The sequence below is a fragment of the Limnohabitans sp. genome, from assembly GCF_040400975.1.
Taxonomy (GTDB): Bacteria; Pseudomonadota; Gammaproteobacteria; order Burkholderiales; family Burkholderiaceae_C; genus Limnohabitans_A.
On sequence record NZ_JBBAPF010000034.1, the window covers coordinates 1 to 20,320 of the forward strand.

Genomic DNA, 20,320 nt, shown 5'->3' on the forward strand with positions numbered 1-20,320 from the left:
GCTCACGGGGTAGGCCGCGATGCTGACCGACTCGCCCGGAAGACCGGCGACCACCGCCACTTTCTGCCACAGCTCTTCGGTGATGAAGGGGATGATGGGGTGCGCCAGGCGCATGATGGTTTCGAGTGTGCGAATCAGGGTACGGCGTGTCGCGCGTTGTTGCGCCTCGTTACCGGTGTTGATTTGCACCTTGGCGATCTCGAGGTACCAGTCGCAAAACTCGTTCCACACAAAGTCATAGATCGTGTTGGCCACGTTGTCGAGGCGGTATTCAGCAAAGCCTTTGGCCACGTCGGCTTCGACGCGCTGAAGCTGCGAGCTGATCCAGCGGTCGGCCTGACTGAAGTCCAGGTAGCCGTGGGCAGGACCCCCGGGTTGGCATTCGGCTTTGGTGTGCTTTTTCAAGCCGCAGTCCTGGCCTTCGCAATTCATCAGCACAAAACGGGTGGCGTTCCAAAGCTTGTTGCAGAAGTTGCGGTAACCCTCGCAGCGCTTGGAGTCAAAGTTGATGCTGCGTCCTAAAGACGCGAGCGCGGCGAAGGTGAAGCGAAGGGCGTCCGCGCCATAGGCTGGGATGCCTTCGGGGAATTCTTTTTCGGTTTGCTTGCGAACCTTGGGCGCGGTCTCGGGTTTGCGCAGGCCTTGGGTGCGTTTCTCAAGCAATGGTTCTAGGGTGATGCCGTCGATCAAATCGACCGGGTCGAGCACATTGCCTTCGGACTTGCTCATCTTCTTGCCTTGGGCGTCGAGCACCAGGCCGTGGATGTAGACGTGTTTGAACGGAACGCGTCCGGTGAAGTGGGTGGTCATCATGATCATCCGGGCGACCCAGAAGAAGATGATGTCGTAGCCTGTGACCAGGACGCTGCTGGGGAGGTAGAGGTCGTAGTCGCTTTGGCTTTTCTCGCTGTTGGTGTTGACGTTGGCGTTCGTTCCGCTGGTGAGCGTGCCGGACTCGGCCTTGCTCCTACTCGCTTCGCTCGCCATGTCGCTGCGCCCGAACCCGGCACGCTCGCCAGCTGAGTTCTTGGTGCTCGTCTCGTTGTTGGGCCATCCCATGGTGCTGAATGGCACCAAGGCGCTGGAGTACCAGGTGTCGAGCACGTCTTCATCGCGCTTGAGCGCTTTACCAGGGGCTTGGGCCTGAGCTTCGGCCGCGTTGCGGGCCACGTACACTTTGCCGTCTTCGTCGTACCAAGCGGGAATCTGGTGGCCCCACCACAGTTGGCGCGAGATGCACCAGTCCTGAATGTTGTTCATCCACTGGTTGTAGGTGTTCACCCAGTTTTCTGGCACGAAGCTCACCTGGCCGCTTTGCACCGCATCGATGGCTTTTTGCGCAATGCTCTTGCCCGTGGCATCGCCTTGGCCCACTAGGTTCATCGCCACAAACCATTGGTCGGTCAGCATGGGCTCAATCACCTGGCCCGTGCGGGCGCAGCGGGGCACCATGAGCTTGTGTTTCTTGACCTCGACCAAAGCGCCTGCGGCTTCCAGATCGGCCACCACGGCCTTGCGGGCCACAAAGCGGTCGAGGCCTCGGTATTTTTCAGGGGCGTTGGTGTTGATCGTGGCGTCGAGGTTCAGCACGCAGATCATCTCCAGCTTGTGGCGCTGGCCGACTTGGTAGTCGTTGGTGTCGTGCGCTGGCGTGACCTTGACCACGCCGGTGCCAAAGGCCATGTCCACGTAGTCGTCGGCAATCACGGGGATGGTGCGGCCGCACAGGGGTAGGTTGACTTGTTTGCCGATCAAAGCGCTGTAGCGCTCGTCTTCGGGGTGCACCATCACGGCCACGTCGCCCAGCAGGGTTTCGGGGCGGGTGGTGGCCACCGTGACGCTGCTGCTGCCATCGGCCAGGTCATAGCGGATGTGCCACATCGAGCCGTCTTCTTCGGCGCTTTCCACTTCCAGGTCGGACACGGCGCTTTGCAACACCGGGTCCCAGTTGACCAGGCGTTTGCCGCGGTAGATCAGGCCTTGTTCGTACAACTGCACAAAGGTTTCGGTCACGGTTTGGGACAGTTTGGGATCCATCGTGAAGTATTCGCGGCTCCAGTCCACACTGTCGCCCATGCGGCGCATCTGGCTGGTGATGGTGCTGCCGGATTCTTCTTTCCACTCCCAGACCTTGCTCACAAAGTTCTTGCGTGCTTCGGCGGGCGTGGGGCCCATGTCGTAGCGGCTGATGCCTTTGGCTTGCAGCTGGCGCTCGACCACGATCTGCGTGGCAATGCCCGCGTGGTCGGTGCCAGGAATCCAGGCAGTGTTGAAGCCTGACATGCGGTGGTAGCGGGTCAACGAGTCCATGATGGTCTGGTTGAAGGCGTGGCCCATGTGCAGGGTGCCGGTCACGTTGGGTGGGGGCAGCTGGATGGCGAAGGCTGGCGCGTCTGCCACAGGCGCTTGGGTGCCACGGAAACCGGCCACACCGTAGCCGCGTTTTTCCCACTCGGGGCCCCAATGGGCTTCCAGGGCTGCGGGTTCGAACGATTTGGACAGGCTGTTCAAGCCGGGTTGTTCGATGGGGGTGGCGTGGGCGTTGCTCATGGCGGACTTTTCAAAAAGAAAACGGCAGCATCATCAGATGCCGCGTGGGCCCTTGTGTGGCCCAAAGAGCTGATTTTACCCAGCCATTCAGGCCTTCTCCTGTGTCCTTCAGACCCGTTTTGGGGTTTGCTGTCAGTGGGCGCCCTCTCACAAAGACAGGGCATGGTGAGTTAGTTGATATTTATTAAAAAGCAAGCCCAATAGCATCGACCAATCAATGCCATTGCATCAATCTATTGGGCAGACTGGACGGTAGAGGGTTAACCTACGTCGTCTCTGGCGATCCTGCCAGGGCAATCTACTCAAAATCCACTAGGAGATATCCATGGCAGCACTCAAAGGCTCGCGCACGGAACAATGCCTGAAAGACGCCTTCGCAGGCGAATCCCAGGCCAACCGTCGCTATTTGTACTTCGCGAACAAAGCTGACGTAGAAGGTCAGAACGACGTGGCAGCCCTGTTCCGTTCCACCGCCGAAGGTGAAACAGGTCACGCCCACGGTCACCTGGAGTTCCTGGAGCAATCCGGCGATCCAGCCACCGGTCTGCCGATTGGCTCCACCCGCCAAAACCTGGCTTCGGCTGTGGCTGGCGAAACGCACGAGTACACCGACATGTACCCTGGCATGGCCAAGACCGCTCGCGAAGAAGGTTTTGACGAAGTCGCTGACTGGTTCGAGACTCTGGCCAAGGCTGAGCGTTCACACGCCAACCGTTACCAGAAAGCTTTGAACGAACTGGTGGATTGATTCCCCCTTTGACGTCAACCCGCTGCGCTGAAAAGTGCAGCGGGTTTTTCTCAGGGTTCTGGCTGCAGAGTCTTTAGAAAAACCCCAAAAAAATCTCAAAGGAGCACAACATGGCCAAAGAAGGCAACCTTGAAGCCCCCACCCGGCACGCGCTGGGCTGGGAGAGCCCTGACTTCTACAACGAAGAAAAGTGCTTTGATGAGTTGGAGCGCATTTTTGACATCTGCCATGGTTGCCGCCGCTGCGTGAGCCTGTGCAACTCTTTCCCCACCCTGTTTGACCTGGTGGACGAATCCAGCACCATGGAAGTCGATGGCGTGGACAAGAAGGATTACTGGAAAGTGGTCGATCAGTGTTTCATGTGCGACCTGTGCTACATGACCAAGTGCCCCTACACACCGCCACACGAATGGAATCTGGACTTCCCGCACACCATGCTGCGGGCCAAGGCCATCAAGTTCAAAAAAGGCGAAGTGGGCGCGGCTGAAAAGTTCCTCGCTTCGACCGACACGCACGGCTCGTTTGCAGGCATTCCGATCGTGGTGCAGGCGGTCAACGCCATCAACAAGACCGAAGCGGCACGCAGCATCATGGAAAGTGTGGCGGGCGTGGACAAAAACGCTTGGCTGCCTGCCTTGGCCACGAAAAAATTCCGCTCCAGTGCCCCGGATGCCCAATCGGTGAAAGTGGTGGACGGGGAGAAGACCCCCGGCAAAGTGGCCATCTATTCCACTTGCTACATCAACTACAACGAACCCGGCATCGGTCACGACTTGCTCAAAATTCTGGACCACAACGCCATCCCGTATGTGCTGGTCGAAAAAGAAAAGTGCTGCGGTATGCCCAAGCTCGAGTTGGGCGACCTGGATTCGGTCAAGGAGTCCAAAGAAGCCAACATCCCGGTGCTGGCCAAGTACGCCAAAGACGGCTTTGCCATCATGGCGGCGGTGCCCAGTTGCGCCCTGATGTTCAAGCAGGAAATCCCACTGATGTTTCCCGATTGCACCGACACCCAGTTGGTCAAAGACGCCATGTGGGACCCGTTTGAATACTTCATGGCCCGCAAACGCGATGGTTTGCTCAAGACCGAATTTCCACAAAAATTGGGCAATGTGAGCTACCAAATTCCTTGCCATGGCCGTGTGCAAAACATCGGCAAGAAAACCGAAGAAATGCTCAAAATGATCCCGGACACCGAGATCAACACCATCGAGCGTTGCTCGGGCCACGCAGGAACTTATGGCGTCAAAAAAGGCTCGCATGAAATGGCCATGAAGATCGGCAAACCGGTCTTCAAGGCCATGGCCACCATGAAAGACGGCTCCAAGCCCGACTTCATCAGCTCCGACTGCCCGCTGGGCGGGCACCACATTGCCCAAGGCTTTGAGGTCAACGGCCTGGGCGCCCCCGAACTGAACCACCCCTTGACCTTGGTCCGCAAAGCCTACGGTCTGAAATAAGGAAAACCGCCATGCAATTGACCGGAAAAATCACGCCCGAGACCCTGATGTCTTTGGAGGCCTACACCAAGTGGCGCAAGGTCCACAAACCCGAGGTGATCGCCCACCGCAAGCTGCGTAGCGTGCAGCTGGGCGAGCACATCAACATGCAGTTTGAGAGCGAAACCACCATCCGCTACCAAATTCAGGAGATGCTGCGCATCGAAAAAGTCTTCGAAGAAGAGGGCATCCTGCAAGAGATCGAAGCCTATGCCCCGCTGGTGCCGGACGGCAGCAACTGGAAGGCCACCATGATGATCGAATACACCGACATCAACGAACGCAAGCGCGAGTTGGCCAAGCTGATCGGGGTGGAAGACCGCATGTTTGTCGAGGTGGAAGGCCATGGCCGCGTGTACGCGATTGCTGACGAAGACCTGGACCGCGAGACCGATGAAAAAACTTCGGCCGTGCATTTCGTTCGTTTTGAACTCAAGCCGGCCATGTGCGCGGCTGTGAAGGCTGGCGCTGCCGTCAAGATGGGTTGCGATCACACGCACTACCCCTCGCACATCGACATCTCCCCAGACACCTTGGCCAGCTTGGCAGGGGATTTGAAGTAAGGCCTGGGGGTTTTTTACAGCCCCAGCTGCGCCGGGTCGCCACGACCACGGCGCAACACCTCGGGCTCGCTGCCACTCATGTCGATCACGGTGGTGGGCTCGAGTAAGCATGCCCCCGCATCGATGACCGCGCCCACTTGGTGCTCGAGCCGTGCACGTATCTCTTCAGGATCATTCAGCGGCATGTCTTCCCCGGGCATGATCAAGGTGGTGGCCAGCAGAGGTGCACCGTGCAAGCTCAGCAACTCTTGCAGCACCTTGTGCTCTGGAACGCGCAGGCCAATCGTTTTGCGCTGCGGGTGACTCAGGCGACGCGGCACTTCCTTAGTGGCTTCCAAAATGAAGGCGAATGGTCCGGGTGTGGCCTGCTTGATGGTGCGAAATTGCTGGTTGTCCACCCGGGCGTAGTTGGCCAGCTCACTCAGGTCGCGGCACAGCAGTGTCAAGTGGTGTTTGTCATCGATGGCCCGAATGCGGCGCAGTTGGTCTGCTGCACTTTTGTCGTCCAGGTGGCACACCAGCGCGTAACTGGAGTCGGTGGGCACCGCCAACACGCGACCTTGCTGTAGCAGTTGCACAGCCTGCTTGAGCAGCCTGTTTTGCGGGTTGTCCGGGTGAACCGTGAAAAATTGGGCCATGGCGAGCTGAACTCAGGTCATTGAGGACGGATGCTCAAGCCTGTGAGGTCGAACCTCACTGAATGCGGTCGGTCAGCAATTCCCAAACCGGTGTCAATTGACCAGGCAAAAAGGGCAAGGTGCCCAAGTCGATCCGGCTTTCGTCTGGGCTGTGAAAGTCGCTGCCGCGCGAGGCTGCCAAGTCGAACTCCAAAGCGGTTTCGGCATAGCGCACCGCCTCTGGCGAGGAGTGGCTGCCGGTGATGACCTCGACACCCCGACCGCCGTGGGCTTTGAATTCGCTGAACAAAGCGTATTCTTCGTTGGGCGTGAAGCCGTAGCGGGCGGGATGGGCAATCACCGCAATACCACCAGCGTCACTGATCCACTGCACGGCTTCTTGCAAGCGTGCCCAGCGGTGTGGGACATAACCTGGTTTGCCTTCGGTGAGGAATTTTCGGAACACTTCGGACGTGTCGCTGCACACCCCGGTCTCTACCAAGTGCCGAGCAAAGTGCGTGCGGGAAATCAGTTCGGGATTGCCCACATATTGCAAGGCGCCCTCGTAGGCGTTCAGGATGCCGACTTTGGCCAAGCCGTCTGACATTTCCTGTGCCCGTTCGCTGCGGCCACCGCGGGTGCGGCGCAAGCCTGTCACCAAGGCGCTGTTGTGGGCGTCAAAACCCAGACCCACGATGTGCACCGTTTGGTGGGCAAAGGTCACCGAGATCTCGGTGCCGGTCAAGTAGGGCAGCCCCAATGCTTTGGCTGCGGCCATGGCCCGTTCTTGACCAGCGACTTCGTCGTGGTCGGTCAATGCCCAGAGCTCTACGCCATTGGTTTTGGCGCGTTCGGCCAAGGCCTCGGGTGTGAGGGTGCCGTCGGACATGACGGAGTGGCAGTGCAGGTCGGCATTGATCATGGCATTCATTTTAGGCGCAGGCTGCGGTTCAAGAGTGGGTTGTGGGGTCTTGTGATCCCCTGCCATGGTGGACAACAGCCCTGCAATTGTTCAGGCTGAAGCCTGTGGCCGATAATTCGCCCCATGACCCCCTTGCAGAATTTTGCGGAGCCCCAGCCATGGCATTGATGATCACCGACGAATGCATCAACTGCGATGTGTGTGAACCCGAATGTCCCAACGAGGCGATTTATTTGGGCGAAGAAATTTACGAAATCAACCCGTCCAAATGCACCGAGTGCGTTGGTCATTTTGACGAACCTCAGTGCGTGCAGGTCTGCCCCGTGGCCTGCATTCCCGTCAACCCGCAGCACGTCGAGAGCCAAGAGTCTCTTTGGGCCAAATACCGCCGACTGCAAGGGCAGTGAGCACACTCAGCCCTGAGGGTCAGGTTCTTTCGTGGAGCTTGGCTCCGCTTTGGGGGGCTTGGGCGGTTTGGGTCTAGGGGGCTTGCTGGTGTGGATTTTGACCATGGCTTTTTCCATGTCTCCTGCCAGTAACAGCGGTAAGGCCAGCAGCGCACGGTGGATGCTGTCGTCGATGGCTTTGCGGTGCTCAAGCATCGGCTTCTTCAAAACCCAGCTGACCACTTCGGCCTTGTCACCCGGGTGGCCCACGCCAATGCGCAAGCGCCAGTAGTCGGCCGTGCCCAATTGGGCATGGATGTCGCGCAGGCCGTTGTGCCCAGCATGGCTGCCGCCGAGTTTGAGCTTGGCTTCGCCGGGGGGGATGTCGAGTTCGTCATGCGCCACCAAAATCTCTTGCGGCTGAATTTTGAAAAATTTCGCCAAAGCGCTGACCGATTTGCCGGACAGGTTCATGTAGGTCTGGGGCTCGAGCAACCAAACGGTCTGACCGTTCAAGTGGGTGCGGGCCATCAGGCCGTGGTAGCTGCGCTCGGGCACCAGCGACACCTTGAGTTCGCGGGCCACCGCGTCGATCCACCAGAACCCGGCGTTGTGGCGGGTGTCTTCGTATTCGTTGCCCGGGTTGCCCAGGCCGACTAGCAGTTTGATCATGGGGCGTGATTATCCTTGTTGCAGGCGACCCAGCGAGCTTGCGCAGGATCTTCCCAAAGCAAAAGGCCCGCTTGCGCGGGCCTTGAAAGAGCAGGGCCTGACGGCCCAAGCCAGAAGATTACTTCTTGCCTTTGCCCTTGCCTTTGGCGTCCACTGGAGCGGCCACAGGGGCTGCCACCACTTCTTCGACAGGAGCCACCACGGACACGAGGACCGGGTTTTTCTTGCCGTGCGTGATGGCTTTGCAGCCAGCAGGCAAAGTGATGTCGTTCAGGTGCAAAGAATTGCCCTTGGTCAGGCCCTTCAGGTCTACCGCGATGAATTCGGGCAGGTTGGCAGGCAAGCAAGCCACTTCAATTTCAGTGGCCACGTGGGTGATCGTGCACTTGTCGGTCTTGACGGCTTCAGACTCGTCTTGGCCGCTGAAGTGCAATGGCACTTTCATGTGCAAGGTGGTGTTGGCATCGACGCGCTGGAAGTCGATGTGTTGCACCAGCTGCTTGTAGGGGTGCATTTGGTAGTCACGCAGCAAGACTTTGCTGGACTGCCCGTTCAATTCCATGTCCAGGATCGAAGCGTGGAAGGTTTCCTTTTTCAGGGCGTGCCACAAAGCATTGTGGTCCAGCTCGATCAGTTGGGGGGCCGATGTGGAACCGTAAACGATGCCAGGTGTGCGACCGGAATTGCGGAGACGGCGGCTCGCACCCGTACCCTGCTTAGCGCGCTCAAAAGCGACAAATTTCATACATTTCTCCTTCTAGGATCCACCGCGACCAGTGCGACCCTGACTCAAAAAAGCCAGCCAGTCCACAAGGACGGCTGGCAGCTATTGGCCTTTTCCCGATCAGGTTTGATCAGAGAACAGGCTCATCACCGACTCACCGTGCGCAATCCGATGGATCGTTTCTGCGATCAGCGGAGCCACGGAGAGTTGGCGAATCTTGGAACACGCTGCAGCTTCAGCCGTCAGCGGGATGGTGTTGGTGACGACGACCTCGTCGAGGGCTTCGCCCTTGGCAATGCGGTCGATGGCCGGACCCGAAAAGATCGGGTGTGTGCAATAGGCATAAACTTTTCTCGCGCCGCGCTCTTTCAGCACTTCTGCGGCTTTGACCAAAGTGCCGGCGGTGTCGATCATGTCGTCCATGATCACGCAGTTGCGCCCATCGATCTCGCCAATCACGTGCATCACTTCAGACACGTTGGCTTTGGGGCGGCGCTTGTCGATGATGGCCAGGTCGCAGCCGAGTTGCTTGGCCAAGGCGCGCGCGCGCACCACGCCGCCGACGTCGGGCGACACGACGATCAGGTCTTCGTAGTTTTGCTGGCGCAGGTCGCCCAACAAAACCGGCGATGCATAAATGTTGTCGACCGGGATGTCAAAGAAGCCTTGGATTTGGTCGGCGTGCAAGTCCATGGTCAGCACGCGGTCCACTCCCACAGCCTGCAGCATGTTGGCCACCACTTTGGCCGAAATGGGCACGCGGGTCGAGCGGGGGCGGCGGTCCTGGCGGGCGTAACCGAAATAGGGAATGACGGCGCTGATGCGACCAGCCGAGGCACGTTTGAGTGCGTCGACCATGATCAGCAGTTCCATCAGATTTTCATTGGTGGGGGCGCAGGTGGATTGCACCACAAACACCTCACGGGCACGGACGTTTTGCTTGAGTTCGACGGTGACTTCACCGTCAGAGAAACGGCCCACATCGACCGCTCCGAGCTGCGTGCCCAAATGTTTGGCGATTTCGGCAGCCAAAACCGGGTTGGCATTGCCGGTGAACAGCATGAATTCGGGGGGGAGTGAAGCAGGCTGCATGTGCATTCCAGCGATCAGATAAAAGGGCCTGTACGTTTGAACGTATTTGGCAGGGGAAGAAGGACTCGAACCTTCGAATGCCGGAATCAAAATCCGGTGCCTTAACCAACTTGGCGACTCCCCTACACGGGTTGACTGCCAAAGGCAGCCGACCGATCAACTTTCGCTGGATGCCCAACCCGATAGGGGATGAGATTCCATGTTGCTGCAGCGCCGTGCCAGAAATCCATCGGGAACCGATATTTCAAGGGTATTTGCGTCACAAGGGGCAAATACTGCACTGCCAGAGCCCGTCATTTTAGCTTTCAGACCGGCGGTATTGAGCACTTGGAGTGCTTGCGTAACGCCTGTGCAAAGAGCCTGAGCAACAGGCTGCAAATCATTGTGACCAAAGTCATATGGCTCTGCAGCAAAGACAGAAATTGTAGCAGCGTTTGTGTCGCGTTTCAGGTCTGCGTGCGCAAAAATTTCAGATGTGTTGATGCCTTGTGGCGGTTTCACGACCCAAAACTGGGCAGAAGGTAGATCAATGGGGGTGATTCTTTCACCCACACCCTCGACCCAAGCATTGTGTCCGCGCAAGAAAAAAGGCACATCGGCACCCAGTTCCAGGCCCAATTTTTCCAATGTCGCAAGGTCCAGATTCAGATTCCAAAGGCGGTTAAGTGCCAGCAAACATGTGGCTGCATCGGATGAGCCGCCGCCCATACCGGCCTGGGCTGGAATTTGCTTGTCTACCGCGATGTGCGCCCCAAAGCTGCAGCCACTGTGTCTTTGCAACAAGCTGGCCGCCCGGGTGATCAAGTCTTGAGCGGGCAATGTCACGCTCAAGTCCTCCCGGCTGATGACGCCGTCCGCACGCTTTTCAAAATGCAGGGTGTCACACCAGTCAATGAGCATGAAAACCGATTGGAGCAGGTGGTAACCATCGGACCGACGCCCTGTGATGTGCAAAAACAAATTCAATTTGGCCGGAGCCGGCACATCGTGCAGCGTTTTCATAAACGGAAGCTCTCTTTTTTTCTGGAACCGATCAGCGGTCCAATGCAATGCGCAAAACCGTGGTGGGCGCGGGCAGACGCCGCTCTGCGGTGATGCGACCTTGGGCGTGTTGTGACAGGTCAACTTGCCAGCCGGCTGCATCTGCGGGGCGGCCTGCCAACCATTCAAACAAGGCTCGGATGGGCAGCTCGGTGCCGGTCAGCCGTGTGGCCAGCTGCTGCAGGCTGGTGCTGTCGATTTGCTGTTGGCCTTGCTCAAGGCGTGCAAACTCGGGTTGCCATTGCAGGCGTGCCAAGGTGGTGCCAATGGGGCTGAGCAAAAGCATCTGCCCAGACTGGGCCGAACCTTGCAACTCAAAGCTGGCACTGAGGGACTCCGGCGGGTCTTTGAGCACCTGAACGGCCAATCGCCCGGAAAAGTCAGCGCCTGGGGCTGTGATTTGGGGTTGTGGGGTGGCACAAGCCGTCAACAGCACAAGCCACGGCACAAGGCTCCAACGCCATAAAACACGCAAGCTCATGTTGCAACAGACTCGCCAGCGATGTTGTGGGGGCGCTCACTCATGGTTTGAACTGAAAACGTTTGAGCGTCTCGGTCAGAGTTTCGTTGTCCGGCTTGAGAATCAGACCTTCGCGCCAAATGACTGCCGCTGCATCGCGCTGCCCCATGACCCACAGTACCTCGCCCAAATGCGCGGCTATCTCTGCATCTGGCTTGGCTTTGTAGGCGGTTTGCAAAAGCTGCAGGGCTTCAGCCAGATTGCCCTGCCTGAAGGCAACCCAACCCAAACTGTCTTGGATGTAAGCATCGTTCGGTGCCAGTTGGAGGGCGCGGACAATCAACTCGCGGGCTTCCGGCAGTCGGATGTTGCGATCGGCCAGGGAGTAACCCAAGGCATTGAAGGCATGGGGGTCATCGGGTTTTCGCTTGATGAGTTCGCGAAGCAATGCCTCCATCTCGTCATAGCGTTTGAGTTTTTCACTGACCATGGCCAGCTCGGACATCAGCTCCGTGTTTTGAGGTTGCTGGGCCAAGCTTTGCTTGACCAAGGCGTAGGCATTGGCAGCTTGTTTGTTGTCGCGCAGCCATTGCGATTGCACCAAGACTTTTCTGATGGCCTGCTCAGGGGTATTTGTCTTGATCCGTTCCAATGTCAGGCGGGCCTCATCCAGCCTGCCCTGCTGCGACAGCAAATCGGCTTGTCGGCTGGCCAGTTTGATGGGGTCGGCATCGGCAGGCACTTGGGCCAACCATTGTTGAGCTTGGGTCCATTGACCTTTGCGTTGGGCAATTTGAGCCAAGGCCATCAAAGATTCGGTCAGTCCTGCAGAAGCGCCTTTGTCTTGCGAAACCGGAGCCAAGCTGACGTGCTTGAGCAGTTTTTGCTCAGCCAATTGCCACTGCCCTGTTTCCATCAAAAGCAGACCATGCACCCACCAAGCGTCGGCAAACGTGGGCTCATCGGTGTTGATTTTTTGAAGCTGCTCCAAAGCTTGGGTGTAGGAAAGCTGACCAATGAGCAAGCGGGCATAGCCCAAGCGCAACTCTGGCGATACGGGTCCACGCATGGCTTGGTGAATCAAAGGCCAAAGCTCAGTCGGTGCAGCGCTGACCAGGCTCAGGGCCAGCATCAAGGGTCCAGAGGCGGTGGCATCGGCCAGCAAGGCCTGGCGGGTGGCCTCAACCGCCAGAGCCAATTGGCCAGCCTCGCGCCTCATCCTGCCGACCGTTGTCCATGCTGAGGCGGAGGTCGGGGCCTCTTTTAAGGCGGTTTGAAGTGCTTTTTCGACCGTGTCCGCTGCCAGCTTTTTGTCTTGCACGCGTGCAAAAACTCTGGGAATTGATGCGATGGCGGCCGCTCTCTCATTGGCAGGCAATTCTCGGATCGACACGGACAAGGCTTGACCGGCCTCATCTAGGCGGTTCAAAGCCAGCAAAATCTGTAGCAGGTAACGATTGGCCTCGGTAGATTCGGGAATCGCGCTTTTCCAAGCCTGTGCAGCTTGGAGAGCAGCATCACCCGAGCGCGATTGCAGCGCAACGTCCACCGCCCTTTGAAAAACCAAGGGGTCTCGGGTTTTGCGAGCCGCATCCAAAATGATGGAAAAACCACTGCCTGGAGAGCCGCTGCGGACGTTCATTTCGCCCAACAGCAGTTGGTAAAACAGCATCGCGTCTAAAGCGGACTTTTGCGCTGCAGGCCGGTCTTTGGGTGCGGCAGATGGCGTGACGGCTTGCGCCCATGCGCTTTGAACGCACAGGAACATCAACGCGGCTCGGAACCAGGATTTCATGGCTTCATCATAATCCACGCATTCTTTGGCCCACCCTTGGCGGCCGATGCCCCTTTTTGTGCGAGAGCCCATGCCTGAACTCCCCGAAGTTGAAGTCACCCGCCGCAGTTTTGCCGATCGCATCGCCTCGGCCCATATTCTGGCGCTGCACATGGGCAAGCCTTTGCGTTGGCCCTTGGGCGCGCCTACTGCTACCTTGGTGGGGCGGCAAATCTGGGGCGTGCGGAGGCGCGGCAAATACCTTTTGCTGGACTTGGACCAAGGCCTTTTGCTGGTGCATTTGGGCATGTCGGGCAGCCTGAACTTTGCCCCCACACAGCCCGAGGCAGGTCCGCACGACCACATGGACTTGGTGACTGACAGGGGCGTGCTGCGCCTGCATGACCCGCGCCGATTTGGTGCCGTGGTCTGGGCACCGGGTGAAGATTCGCCACAGGCGCAAAAGCTCTTGGGTCGGCTGGGTGTGGAGCCCTTGAGTGCGCAGTTCGATATGGCAGCTTTTGCCCAAGCCCTCAAAAAACGCCAGTCGGCCATCAAGCAGGTTTTGCTGGCGGGGGATGAGGTGGTGGGCGTGGGCAATATTTATGCGTCTGAAGCCTTGTTCATGGCGGGCATACGCCCTACGACCAAAGCCTGGCGCCTGTCCAAACCCCGGGTGGCCCGGTTGCATGCGGCCATCGTCCAGGTCCTGGCCCGTGCGGTGGAGCAGGGCGGCAGCTCACTCAAAGATTTTGTCAACGCTGAAGGTCGAACCGGTTACTTTCAACTTGAAGCGGCGGTTTATGGCCGTGCAGGCGAGCCCTGCAGGGTGTGCACGACGCCTATCCGATCCATGCTGCAAGGCCAGCGCACCACTTTTTATTGCCCGACATGCCAGAAACCGTGATGACTTTGCCCGATGGGTTTGCCCGCCGCATGGTCGATTGGCAGCGTCTGCACGGCCGCCAAAGTCTGCCCTGGCAAAACACCCAGGACCCTTACCGGGTCTGGCTGTCCGAGATCATGTTGCAGCAAACGCAGGTCAGCACGGTGCTGGACTACTTTCCACGGTTTTTGGGGCGCTTTCCGGACGTGGCGGCATTGGCGGCCGCGCCGCAAGACGATGTGCTGGCCTTGTGGAGCGGCCTAGGCTATTACAGCCGCGCCCGCAACCTGCACAAGTGCGCCCAAGTGGTGATGGGGCGCTTTGGCGGGGCCTTTCCGCGTCGCGCCGAAGACCTGCAGACCCTGCCCGGCATTGGCCGATCGACCGCAGCGGCCATTGCGGCCTTTTGCTTTGGCGAGCGTGCCGCGATTTTGGACGGCAACGTCAAGCGCGTACTGACCCGCGTGCTGGGCTATGGCGAAGACCTGGCTTTCGCCAAAAACGAAAAAGCCCTGTGGGCGCTGGCGCAAGACCTCTTGCCCGCGCAAGCGGCCGACATGCCGCGCTACACCCAGGCCCTGATGGACCTGGGGGCCACCGTGTGTTTGCCGCGCAAAGCGCAGTGCGAGGCCTGCCCAGTCAGCACGGTGTGCCAGGCTCAAGCGCAGGGCGAGCCGCTGGCCTATCCCGTTAAAACTCGCAAGCTCAAACGCAGCAGCGCCACGCTGTGGCTGCTCTGGGCGGTCAATGCACAGGGCCAAGTGTGGCTGCAAAAACGGCCGGACACGGGTATTTGGGCGGGCTTGTTCAGCCTGCCTGTGTTTGATTCAGAGGCGCAACTGCTCGAAGTTTGGCCGCATCAAAAAGAGCTGCAATTCATCTCACCCTGGAAGCATGTGCTGACGCACCGTGATTTGCACCTGCACCCGGTGCGCATGCTCGGGGCCGGGAAAAGCGCCCCAGCGTGTGAGGGACAGTGGGTGGATGCCGATGCATGGCCCGCGATGGGCTTGCCAGCCCCGATTCGAAGCTTGTTGATGACCTGATTCGCATGAATTGCGTGGCTTCAGCTCAGGCATTTGTCCGTGGCGCACCCGCTGATGTCGCAGCGGAAGATCCGACCTGCAGGCTGAGCGGCGTTCAGAGCGCGTCCAGCTCCCGGTGCCGCTTGAGGGTGAGCCAGCGTGTGCCAAAGCTTTGCGCCAGCTGCTCGACCATGAACACCGATCGGTGCTGACCGCCGGTGCAGCCGATGGCCACTGTGACGTAACTGCGGTGGTCGCGTTCGATGGCCGGAATCCAGTGTTTCAAAAACCCCTCAATCTGCAGCTGCATCTGCACAAACTCTTCGGACTGTCGCAAGTAGGCTTGTACCGGTTCATCGCGTCCTGTGAGGGGTTTCAAGGCGCTTTCGTAGTGCGGGTTGGGCAACATGCGCACGTCAAACACGTAGTCGGCATCGGTGGGGATGCCGCGCTTGAAGCCAAAAGATTCGAACACCAGTGTCAATTGGGCCCGCGGGGCGCTGACCAAGGTTTTGATGTAAGTTTGCAATTGCGCTGAGCACAGCAAACTGGTATCGATGACGTGGGCGCGTTCGCGCAAATCGGCCAACAATTCGCGCTCGAACTGGATGGTCTCCAAGAGCGCTTTGTCGCTTTGCGGCTTGTTGCCCCCAGACAAAGGGTGCTTGCGCCTTGATTCTGAATAGCGGCGTTGCAAGGTGTCGGCATTGGCATCCAAAAAGACCGACTTCACCGTCATACCCATGTCCCGCAGCAGGGCCATTTGCTCGGGCATCAGGTGCAATGAATTGGCGCTGCGCACATCGATGGCAATCGCCAAGCGTGGCTCATTTTGCTGTTCTTCGAGCTTGACGAAGGGGATCAAAAGTTCTGGCGGCAGGTTGTCCACGCAGTAGTAGCCTGCGTCTTCTAGGGCGTGAAGAGCCACCGATTTGCCAGAGCCGGACATGCCGGTGATGAGGATGATGTCCATGCTCAGCTTTGTACCGCTTTGCGGGCGGTGGGTTGGGAAGGGGTTTGCAGCATTTCGCGTGCATGGGCCAAGGTGGTGGCAGACAACTTTTCGCCGCCCAGCATGCGGGCAATTTCGCTCACGCGTTCTTCGCCGCTCACGCCGCGAACTTCGCTGCTGACCTGGCCATTGGCTGCGGCTTTGCTGACCAGCAGGTGGTGATCGGCGCAAGCGGCCACTTGGGGCAAGTGGGTGACCGCCAGCACTTGGCGGTGTTGGCCCAATTGCCTCATCAGGCGACCCACGGTTTCGGCCACAGCGCCGCCCACACCCGAATCGACCTCGTCAAAGATCAAGGTGCCCGCTTCGCCCAGTTCGCTGGTGGTCACTGCAATGGCCAGTGCGATGCGAGAGAGCTCGCCACCAGAAGCCACCTTGCCCACGGGCCGGGGCGTGCTGCCTTCATGCCCGGCGACCAAAAAACTGACTTCTTCGAGGCCGTGTTGCGCGGGCGCGTCCAAAGTTTGCAGCTGCACCTCAAAGCGGCCGCCTTGCATGCCCAGTTGTTGCATGGCGCTGCTGACGGCTTGGGCCAGGGGCTTGGCTGCTTTTTGGCGTTGCTGTGACACGGCTTTAGCGGCTTGCAGGCAGGCTTTGTGGGCGACTTGTTCGGCTTTTTGAAGGCTGTCCAAGTCGGCTGCGGCATCGAGTTGAGCCAGTTCTTGTCGCCAAGTTTGCAAGCTCAGCGGCAGTTCGTCCGGGTTTTTTTTGTAGCGGCGGGCCAGCGACAGCCAAAGGCCCATGCGCTCGTCGAGCAATGCCAGTTGGGCCGGGTCCAGATCGGTTTTGCGCAAATAGGCGTGCAGGCTGTAAGCCACGTCTTCGGCTTGGGCTTGGGCCGAAGTCAGGACCTCGGCCAGAGCGTTGAACTCGGGCTCAAACTGCCCCAGCGACTGCAGGGTCTGGATGGCGCGGGACAGCTGGCGCAGCGCGCCGCCATCATCGTCTCCTTCGAGCAGCAGCGTGCCTTGGTTGGCCCCGTCGATCAGGGCCTGTGCATTGGCCAAGCGGCTGTGCTGAGTGCTCAGCTCCTGCCATTCATCTATTTGCGGAGAGAGCTTTTCCAGCTCGCTAATTTGCCAAGCCAGCCGCTCGCGCTCGCTGGTCAATGTGCTTTGCGCTTGCAGCGCATCGGTCAAGGCTTGCTGCGCTTGTCGCCATGTTTGCCAAGCGGCTTTCAAGGGGCGGTGATCAATCCCCGCGTAGGCATCCAGCAAGCCGCGCACCGCGTCGGGCCGGGTCAGACTTTGCCAAGCGTGTTGGCCGTGGATGTCCAAAAGTTGCTCACCCAGCTCGCGCAGCTGCGTGGCGGTGGCGGGGCTGCCGTTGATCCAGGCGCGGCTTTTGCCCGCAGTGTCGACCGTGCGGCGCAGCAGCAAAGCTGCGTTTGCATCAAAGCCAGCCACTTCCAGCCAAGATTGGATGGCGAGGGTGGTGTCAAACTCGGCACAGACCTCGCAGCGGCTGGCACCTTCACGCACCACGCCCGATTCGGCCCGAGAGCCCAAAGCCAGTTGCAGCGCGTCAATCAAAATCGATTTACCGGCCCCCGTTTCTCCCGTCAGGACACTGAAGCCTTGGGCCAAATCCAGTTCCAGGGTTCGCACGATCACAAAGTCGCGCAAAGTGATGTGCGTCAGTGCCATGGCTCAAGCGCCTTCATTCCAGTGCATTTTTTTGCGCAGGGTGTCAAAGTAGTTCCAACCCGCTGGATGCAAAAACCGCACCGTGTGCTCAGAGCGCTTGACCACGATCCGGTCACCCAAAATCAGGTCGGCCAGCGACTGCATGTCAAAGTTGGCGCTGACGTAGCGCCCAGCCACGATCTCGATGCTGATCTCGGACGACTCGGGCAAGACAATGGGGCGGTTGGACAACGTGTGCGGTGCAATCGGCGCCATGACCCAGCCGCCAATGGCCGGGTGCATCAAAGGCCCACCCACAGACAAAGAATATGCGGTGGAACCTGTGGGCGTGGCGATGATGAGGCCGTCGGCGCGTTGGTTGGACACAAATCGGCCATCGACCTCGACCCGCAACTCCACCATCCCCGAAGTGCCGCCGCGGTTGACCACCACATCGTTCATGGCCAAAGCACTGAACACGCAGCGTTGGTCGCGCATGACGTGTGCTTGCAGCAGGCTGCGGTCTTCGGTTTGGTGGTGGCCCTGCAGCATGGGCAGCAATACGTCCTGATAGCTTTGCAGGGGAATGTCGGTGATGAAACCCAGCCGCCCTTGGTTGATGCCCATCAGGGGCAGGCCGAAGCGGGCCATTTGGCGACCAATGCCCAGCATGGTGCCATCGCCCCCAACGACCAAACCCAGATCACACTGTTTGCCGATCTCGGTCATCTCCAGCACAGGGTACTGGCTCATGCCGGTGTGCGAGGCCGTTTCTTGGTCCAGCACCACGTCGCAGCCTTGCCGCGTCAGGAACTGGGTCACGTCGTCCAGCGCACGGCGAGAGCTTTCCAGCGCGCCGCCATGCGCGGTGGTGTGGTATTTGCCAAAAAGTGCAACGTGACGGAACTTGGATCTCATTCGCAAATTACATCATTAAAATGACCGCATGCTAGATGATCGTGCCAAGTTATTGCTCAAAGCGCTGGTGGAACGCTATATCGCGGACGGCCAACCTGTGGGCTCGCGCACGCTCTCCAAAGCCTCCGGCCTCGATTTGTCGCCCGCCACCATCCGCAATGTGATGTCCGACCTGGAAGAACTGGGCCTGATCGCCAGCCCCCACACCTCGGCAGGGCGCATCCCCACCAGCCGGGGCTACCGTTTGTTTGTGGACACCATGCTGACGGTGCAGCGCGATGGACTGGAAACCCCCGCCCTGATTCCCGATCAGCCGCAAAAGGTGATCGCCAGCGCGGCCAACCTGTTGTCCAGCCTGTCACATTTTGTGGGCGTGGTGATGACCCCGCGCAGACCCTCGGTGTTTCGGCACATCGAGTTTTTGCGGCTTTCCGAGAGGCGTTTGCTGGTCATCATCGTCTCGCCCGAAGGCGATGTGCAAAACCGCATCCTGTTCACCGAGACCGATTACTCGCAAAGCCAGTTGATCGAAACCTCTAACTTTCTCAACTCCCACTACGCAGGCATGGCCATTGAGCAGGTGCGCAGCCGGGTGCAGCAAGAGCTGGTCAGCCTGCAAAGCGAAATCGCCACGCTCATGCAAGCGGCTGTGCAAGTCAGCACCGAAGCCCTGGCCGAGGACCAAAACGAAGTGGTCATTGCCGGTGAGCGCAACTTGCTGTCGGTGAGTGACTTTTCCAGTGACATGAGCCACCTGCGCCGCGCGTTTGAATTGTTTGAACAAAAAACCCAGCTCATGCGCTTGCTCGACGTGTCCAGCCAGGCCGAAGGCGTGCGCATTTACATCGGCGGTGAAAGCCAGATCGTGCCCATGCAAGAGTTGTCGGTGGTCAGCTCCCCCTACGAAGTCGACGGTCAGATTGTGGGCACCCTGGGCGTCATTGGCCCGACCCGCATGCCCTATGACCGCATGATCCAGATCGTCAACATCACCTCGCGCCTGGTCAGCAATGCGCTGAGCCAGTCCAAATAAGCCCCACGGCCCACTACAATCACGGCTTCGGTGGGGGCGTTAGCTCAGTTGGTTAGAGCAGAGGACTCATAAACGATTTTAATACTGTTGTTTATGTAAATTCTTCAATTAAATCAACGGGTTACAGCGCCACAGTTGTCAAATTTTGCTTCCACACCGCTTCCACACTTTGCTGAAAATTTAAGCAGCATTTTTGGGGCTAAAAAGGGGCAAAGTACAATCAGTTTTTCGGGCCTATAGCTCAGTTGGTTAGAGCAGAGGACTCATATTTTTCAAATGTGCCTTACGCGTGGAAACTGTGTAAGGGATGGTGTCAAAGTCGGAGAAAGCTAAGTGCAGCAATGCATATGCCAACGCCGAGCCAAGCTTGGTGAGCAATCACCTTGAAGGTGTAGAGACTTGACGGCACCCACCTACGGCGCAAGCTATGGTGAAGGCAAAGTCCAGGGAGTAGTGAAAGCTGCACAAACCGGAATCCTTTGGTCCCAGGTTCAAGTCCTGGTGGGCCCACCAAAATGGAAAAGCCACTGATTTTTGAAGTCAGTGGCTTTTTTTCGTTTGAGATCGTGTTTAGGTATCTAGATGATCACATGTGAGTTCTGAGTAAGCAATTAGATTGCCTTCATCCTTGGTAACGATTCCATCTTTATCGACCTTGTACTTTTTGAAGTATTCAATATTGCGCTCAAACAGTGCAGATAACAATCCACAAATACGGCTGGGCGTCAAGCCAGAGGTGGTGTACGCCGACCTCGGCTACCGGGGCGTGGACA

At 58.5% G+C, this 20,320-nt stretch carries 19 protein-coding genes and 1 tRNA gene; 7 read left to right on the top strand and 13 right to left on the bottom strand.

All coding sequences use genetic code 11. The features are described from left to right. A partial coding sequence (locus ABWQ00_RS14395) for a valine--tRNA ligase (protein ID WP_353239351.1) occupies positions 1–2,550 on the bottom strand: 2,550 nt, incomplete at its 3' end. Between the two features lie 325 nt (positions 2,551–2,875). Here ABWQ00_RS14395 and ABWQ00_RS14400 point away from each other — a divergent pair. The 3 genes from ABWQ00_RS14400 (at position 2,876) to ABWQ00_RS14410 (ending at position 5,360) form a co-directional block, all read left to right on the top strand. Next, positions 2,876–3,298: a rubrerythrin family protein gene (locus ABWQ00_RS14400; protein WP_053170808.1), complete on the top strand. Its 423-nt coding sequence runs from the start codon at positions 2,876–2,878 to the stop codon at positions 3,296–3,298. A gap of 110 nt (positions 3,299–3,408) precedes the next feature. Next, positions 3,409–4,758 carry a (Fe-S)-binding protein gene (locus ABWQ00_RS14405; RefSeq protein WP_353239352.1) on the top strand — a complete coding sequence of 450 codons (1,350 nt, stop codon included), beginning with the start codon at positions 3,409–3,411 and terminating at the stop codon, positions 4,756–4,758. A gap of 11 nt (positions 4,759–4,769) precedes the next feature. Next, positions 4,770–5,360 (top strand): DUF3501 family protein, encoded by a 591-nt coding sequence (locus tag ABWQ00_RS14410; protein WP_353239353.1) that lies wholly within the window; start codon positions 4,770–4,772, stop codon positions 5,358–5,360. Positions 5,361–5,374: 14 nt separating this feature from the next. Here the strand turns inward: ABWQ00_RS14410 and ABWQ00_RS14415 are convergent, their stop codons facing one another. Beyond that, positions 5,375–5,998: an L-threonylcarbamoyladenylate synthase gene (locus ABWQ00_RS14415; protein ID WP_353239354.1), complete on the bottom strand. Its 624-nt coding sequence runs from the start codon at positions 5,996–5,998 to the stop codon at positions 5,375–5,377. 55 nt (positions 5,999–6,053) lie between these two features. After that, entirely contained in the window at positions 6,054–6,908 is an 855-nt protein-coding gene (locus tag ABWQ00_RS14420; protein WP_353239355.1) for a 3',5'-nucleoside bisphosphate phosphatase, read from the bottom strand. A gap of 149 nt (positions 6,909–7,057) precedes the next feature. On the opposite strand from ABWQ00_RS14420, the gene ABWQ00_RS14425 reads away from it, so the two are divergent. Continuing rightward, complete coding sequence (locus tag ABWQ00_RS14425; RefSeq protein ID WP_353239356.1) at positions 7,058–7,306, top strand: YfhL family 4Fe-4S dicluster ferredoxin; 249 nt, start codon at positions 7,058–7,060, stop codon at positions 7,304–7,306. A gap of 6 nt (positions 7,307–7,312) precedes the next feature. Here the strand turns inward: ABWQ00_RS14425 and pth are convergent, their stop codons facing one another. The 7 genes from pth to ABWQ00_RS14460 all read right to left on the bottom strand — a co-directional run bounded on the left by pth (position 7,313) and on the right by ABWQ00_RS14460 (position 13,069). Continuing rightward, on the bottom strand, positions 7,313–7,957 hold the full coding sequence (gene pth, locus ABWQ00_RS14430) for an aminoacyl-tRNA hydrolase (RefSeq protein ID WP_353239357.1): 645 nt from the start codon (positions 7,955–7,957) through the stop codon (positions 7,313–7,315). A gap of 118 nt (positions 7,958–8,075) precedes the next feature. Further along, on the bottom strand, positions 8,076–8,702 hold the full coding sequence (locus ABWQ00_RS14435; protein WP_353239358.1) for a 50S ribosomal protein L25/general stress protein Ctc: 627 nt from the start codon (positions 8,700–8,702) through the stop codon (positions 8,076–8,078). A gap of 99 nt (positions 8,703–8,801) precedes the next feature. Further along, the gene (locus ABWQ00_RS14440; RefSeq protein WP_353239359.1) at positions 8,802–9,779 is read right to left on the bottom strand and encodes a ribose-phosphate pyrophosphokinase; all 978 of its coding nucleotides are present in this window, start codon (positions 9,777–9,779) and stop codon (positions 8,802–8,804) included. 41 nt (positions 9,780–9,820) lie between these two features. After that, a tRNA-Gln gene (locus ABWQ00_RS14445) sits at positions 9,821–9,897 on the bottom strand. Between the two features lie 32 nt (positions 9,898–9,929). Beyond that, positions 9,930–10,775 (bottom strand): 4-(cytidine 5'-diphospho)-2-C-methyl-D-erythritol kinase, encoded by an 846-nt coding sequence (gene ispE, locus ABWQ00_RS14450; protein WP_353239367.1) that lies wholly within the window; start codon positions 10,773–10,775, stop codon positions 9,930–9,932. A 31-nt stretch (positions 10,776–10,806) separates the two neighbouring features. Further along, entirely contained in the window at positions 10,807–11,295 is a 489-nt protein-coding gene (locus ABWQ00_RS14455) for a lipoprotein insertase outer membrane protein LolB (protein WP_353239360.1), read from the bottom strand. A gap of 40 nt (positions 11,296–11,335) precedes the next feature. After that, entirely contained in the window at positions 11,336–13,069 is a 1,734-nt protein-coding gene (locus tag ABWQ00_RS14460; protein WP_353239361.1) for a tetratricopeptide repeat protein, read from the bottom strand. Positions 13,070–13,139: 70 nt separating this feature from the next. Here ABWQ00_RS14460 and mutM point away from each other — a divergent pair, with 70 nt between their 5' ends. Then, positions 13,140–13,955 carry a bifunctional DNA-formamidopyrimidine glycosylase/DNA-(apurinic or apyrimidinic site) lyase gene (gene mutM / locus ABWQ00_RS14465; protein WP_353239362.1) on the top strand — a complete coding sequence of 272 codons (816 nt, stop codon included), beginning with the start codon at positions 13,140–13,142 and terminating at the stop codon, positions 13,953–13,955. After that, a complete protein-coding gene (gene mutY, locus ABWQ00_RS14470) occupies positions 13,940–14,980 on the top strand; it encodes an A/G-specific adenine glycosylase (protein WP_353239363.1) in 1,041 nt (346 codons plus the stop codon). The genes mutM and mutY overlap by 16 nt, the downstream gene beginning before the upstream one ends. A gap of 94 nt (positions 14,981–15,074) precedes the next feature. Here mutY and rapZ read toward each other — a convergent pair whose 3' ends face one another. From rapZ to ABWQ00_RS14485, 3 genes are read right to left on the bottom strand one after another with little or no spacing between them, the layout of a single operon-like run. Further along, complete coding sequence (rapZ, locus tag ABWQ00_RS14475; protein WP_353239368.1) at positions 15,075–15,938, bottom strand: RNase adapter RapZ; 864 nt, start codon at positions 15,936–15,938, stop codon at positions 15,075–15,077. Further along, positions 15,935–17,617: a DNA repair protein RecN gene (gene recN / locus ABWQ00_RS14480; protein ID WP_353239364.1), complete on the bottom strand. Its 1,683-nt coding sequence runs from the start codon at positions 17,615–17,617 to the stop codon at positions 15,935–15,937. Before recN ends, rapZ begins: the two co-directional genes overlap by 4 nt. A 3-nt stretch (positions 17,618–17,620) precedes the next feature. Continuing rightward, positions 17,621–18,514 carry an NAD kinase gene (locus ABWQ00_RS14485; protein WP_353239365.1) on the bottom strand — a complete coding sequence of 298 codons (894 nt, stop codon included), beginning with the start codon at positions 18,512–18,514 and terminating at the stop codon, positions 17,621–17,623. 28 nt (positions 18,515–18,542) lie between these two features. Between ABWQ00_RS14485 and hrcA the strand changes: the two genes are divergently transcribed. Further along, the gene (gene hrcA / locus ABWQ00_RS14490; RefSeq protein WP_353239366.1) at positions 18,543–19,547 is read left to right on the top strand and encodes a heat-inducible transcriptional repressor HrcA; all 1,005 of its coding nucleotides are present in this window, start codon (positions 18,543–18,545) and stop codon (positions 19,545–19,547) included. Positions 19,548–20,320: the final 773 nt, after the last annotated feature.

Coding starts and splice junctions, on each gene's coding strand:
- ABWQ00_RS14400 (WP_053170808.1), top strand. CDS start 2,876: ATGGCAGCACTCAAAGGCTCGCGCACGGAACAATGCCTGAAAGACGCC.
- ABWQ00_RS14405 (WP_353239352.1), top strand. CDS start 3,409: ATGGCCAAAGAAGGCAACCTTGAAGCCCCCACCCGGCACGCGCTGGGC.
- ABWQ00_RS14410 (WP_353239353.1), top strand. CDS start 4,770: ATGCAATTGACCGGAAAAATCACGCCCGAGACCCTGATGTCTTTGGAG.
- ABWQ00_RS14415 (WP_353239354.1), bottom strand. CDS start 5,998: ATGGCCCAATTTTTCACGGTTCACCCGGACAACCCGCAAAACAGGCTG.
- ABWQ00_RS14420 (WP_353239355.1), bottom strand. CDS start 6,908: ATGAATGCCATGATCAATGCCGACCTGCACTGCCACTCCGTCATGTCC.
- ABWQ00_RS14425 (WP_353239356.1), top strand. CDS start 7,058: ATGGCATTGATGATCACCGACGAATGCATCAACTGCGATGTGTGTGAA.
- pth (WP_353239357.1), bottom strand. CDS start 7,957: ATGATCAAACTGCTAGTCGGCCTGGGCAACCCGGGCAACGAATACGAA.
- ABWQ00_RS14435 (WP_353239358.1), bottom strand. CDS start 8,702: ATGAAATTTGTCGCTTTTGAGCGCGCTAAGCAGGGTACGGGTGCGAGC.
- ABWQ00_RS14440 (WP_353239359.1), bottom strand. CDS start 9,779: ATGCACATGCAGCCTGCTTCACTCCCCCCCGAATTCATGCTGTTCACC.
- ispE (WP_353239367.1), bottom strand. CDS start 10,775: ATGAAAACGCTGCACGATGTGCCGGCTCCGGCCAAATTGAATTTGTTT.
- ABWQ00_RS14455 (WP_353239360.1), bottom strand. CDS start 11,295: ATGAGCTTGCGTGTTTTATGGCGTTGGAGCCTTGTGCCGTGGCTTGTG.
- ABWQ00_RS14460 (WP_353239361.1), bottom strand. CDS start 13,069: ATGAAATCCTGGTTCCGAGCCGCGTTGATGTTCCTGTGCGTTCAAAGC.
- mutM (WP_353239362.1), top strand. CDS start 13,140: ATGCCTGAACTCCCCGAAGTTGAAGTCACCCGCCGCAGTTTTGCCGAT.
- mutY (WP_353239363.1), top strand. CDS start 13,940: ATGCCAGAAACCGTGATGACTTTGCCCGATGGGTTTGCCCGCCGCATG.
- recN (WP_353239364.1), bottom strand. CDS start 17,617: ATGGCACTGACGCACATCACTTTGCGCGACTTTGTGATCGTGCGAACC.
- ABWQ00_RS14485 (WP_353239365.1), bottom strand. CDS start 18,514: ATGAGATCCAAGTTCCGTCACGTTGCACTTTTTGGCAAATACCACACC.
- hrcA (WP_353239366.1), top strand. CDS start 18,543: ATGCTAGATGATCGTGCCAAGTTATTGCTCAAAGCGCTGGTGGAACGC.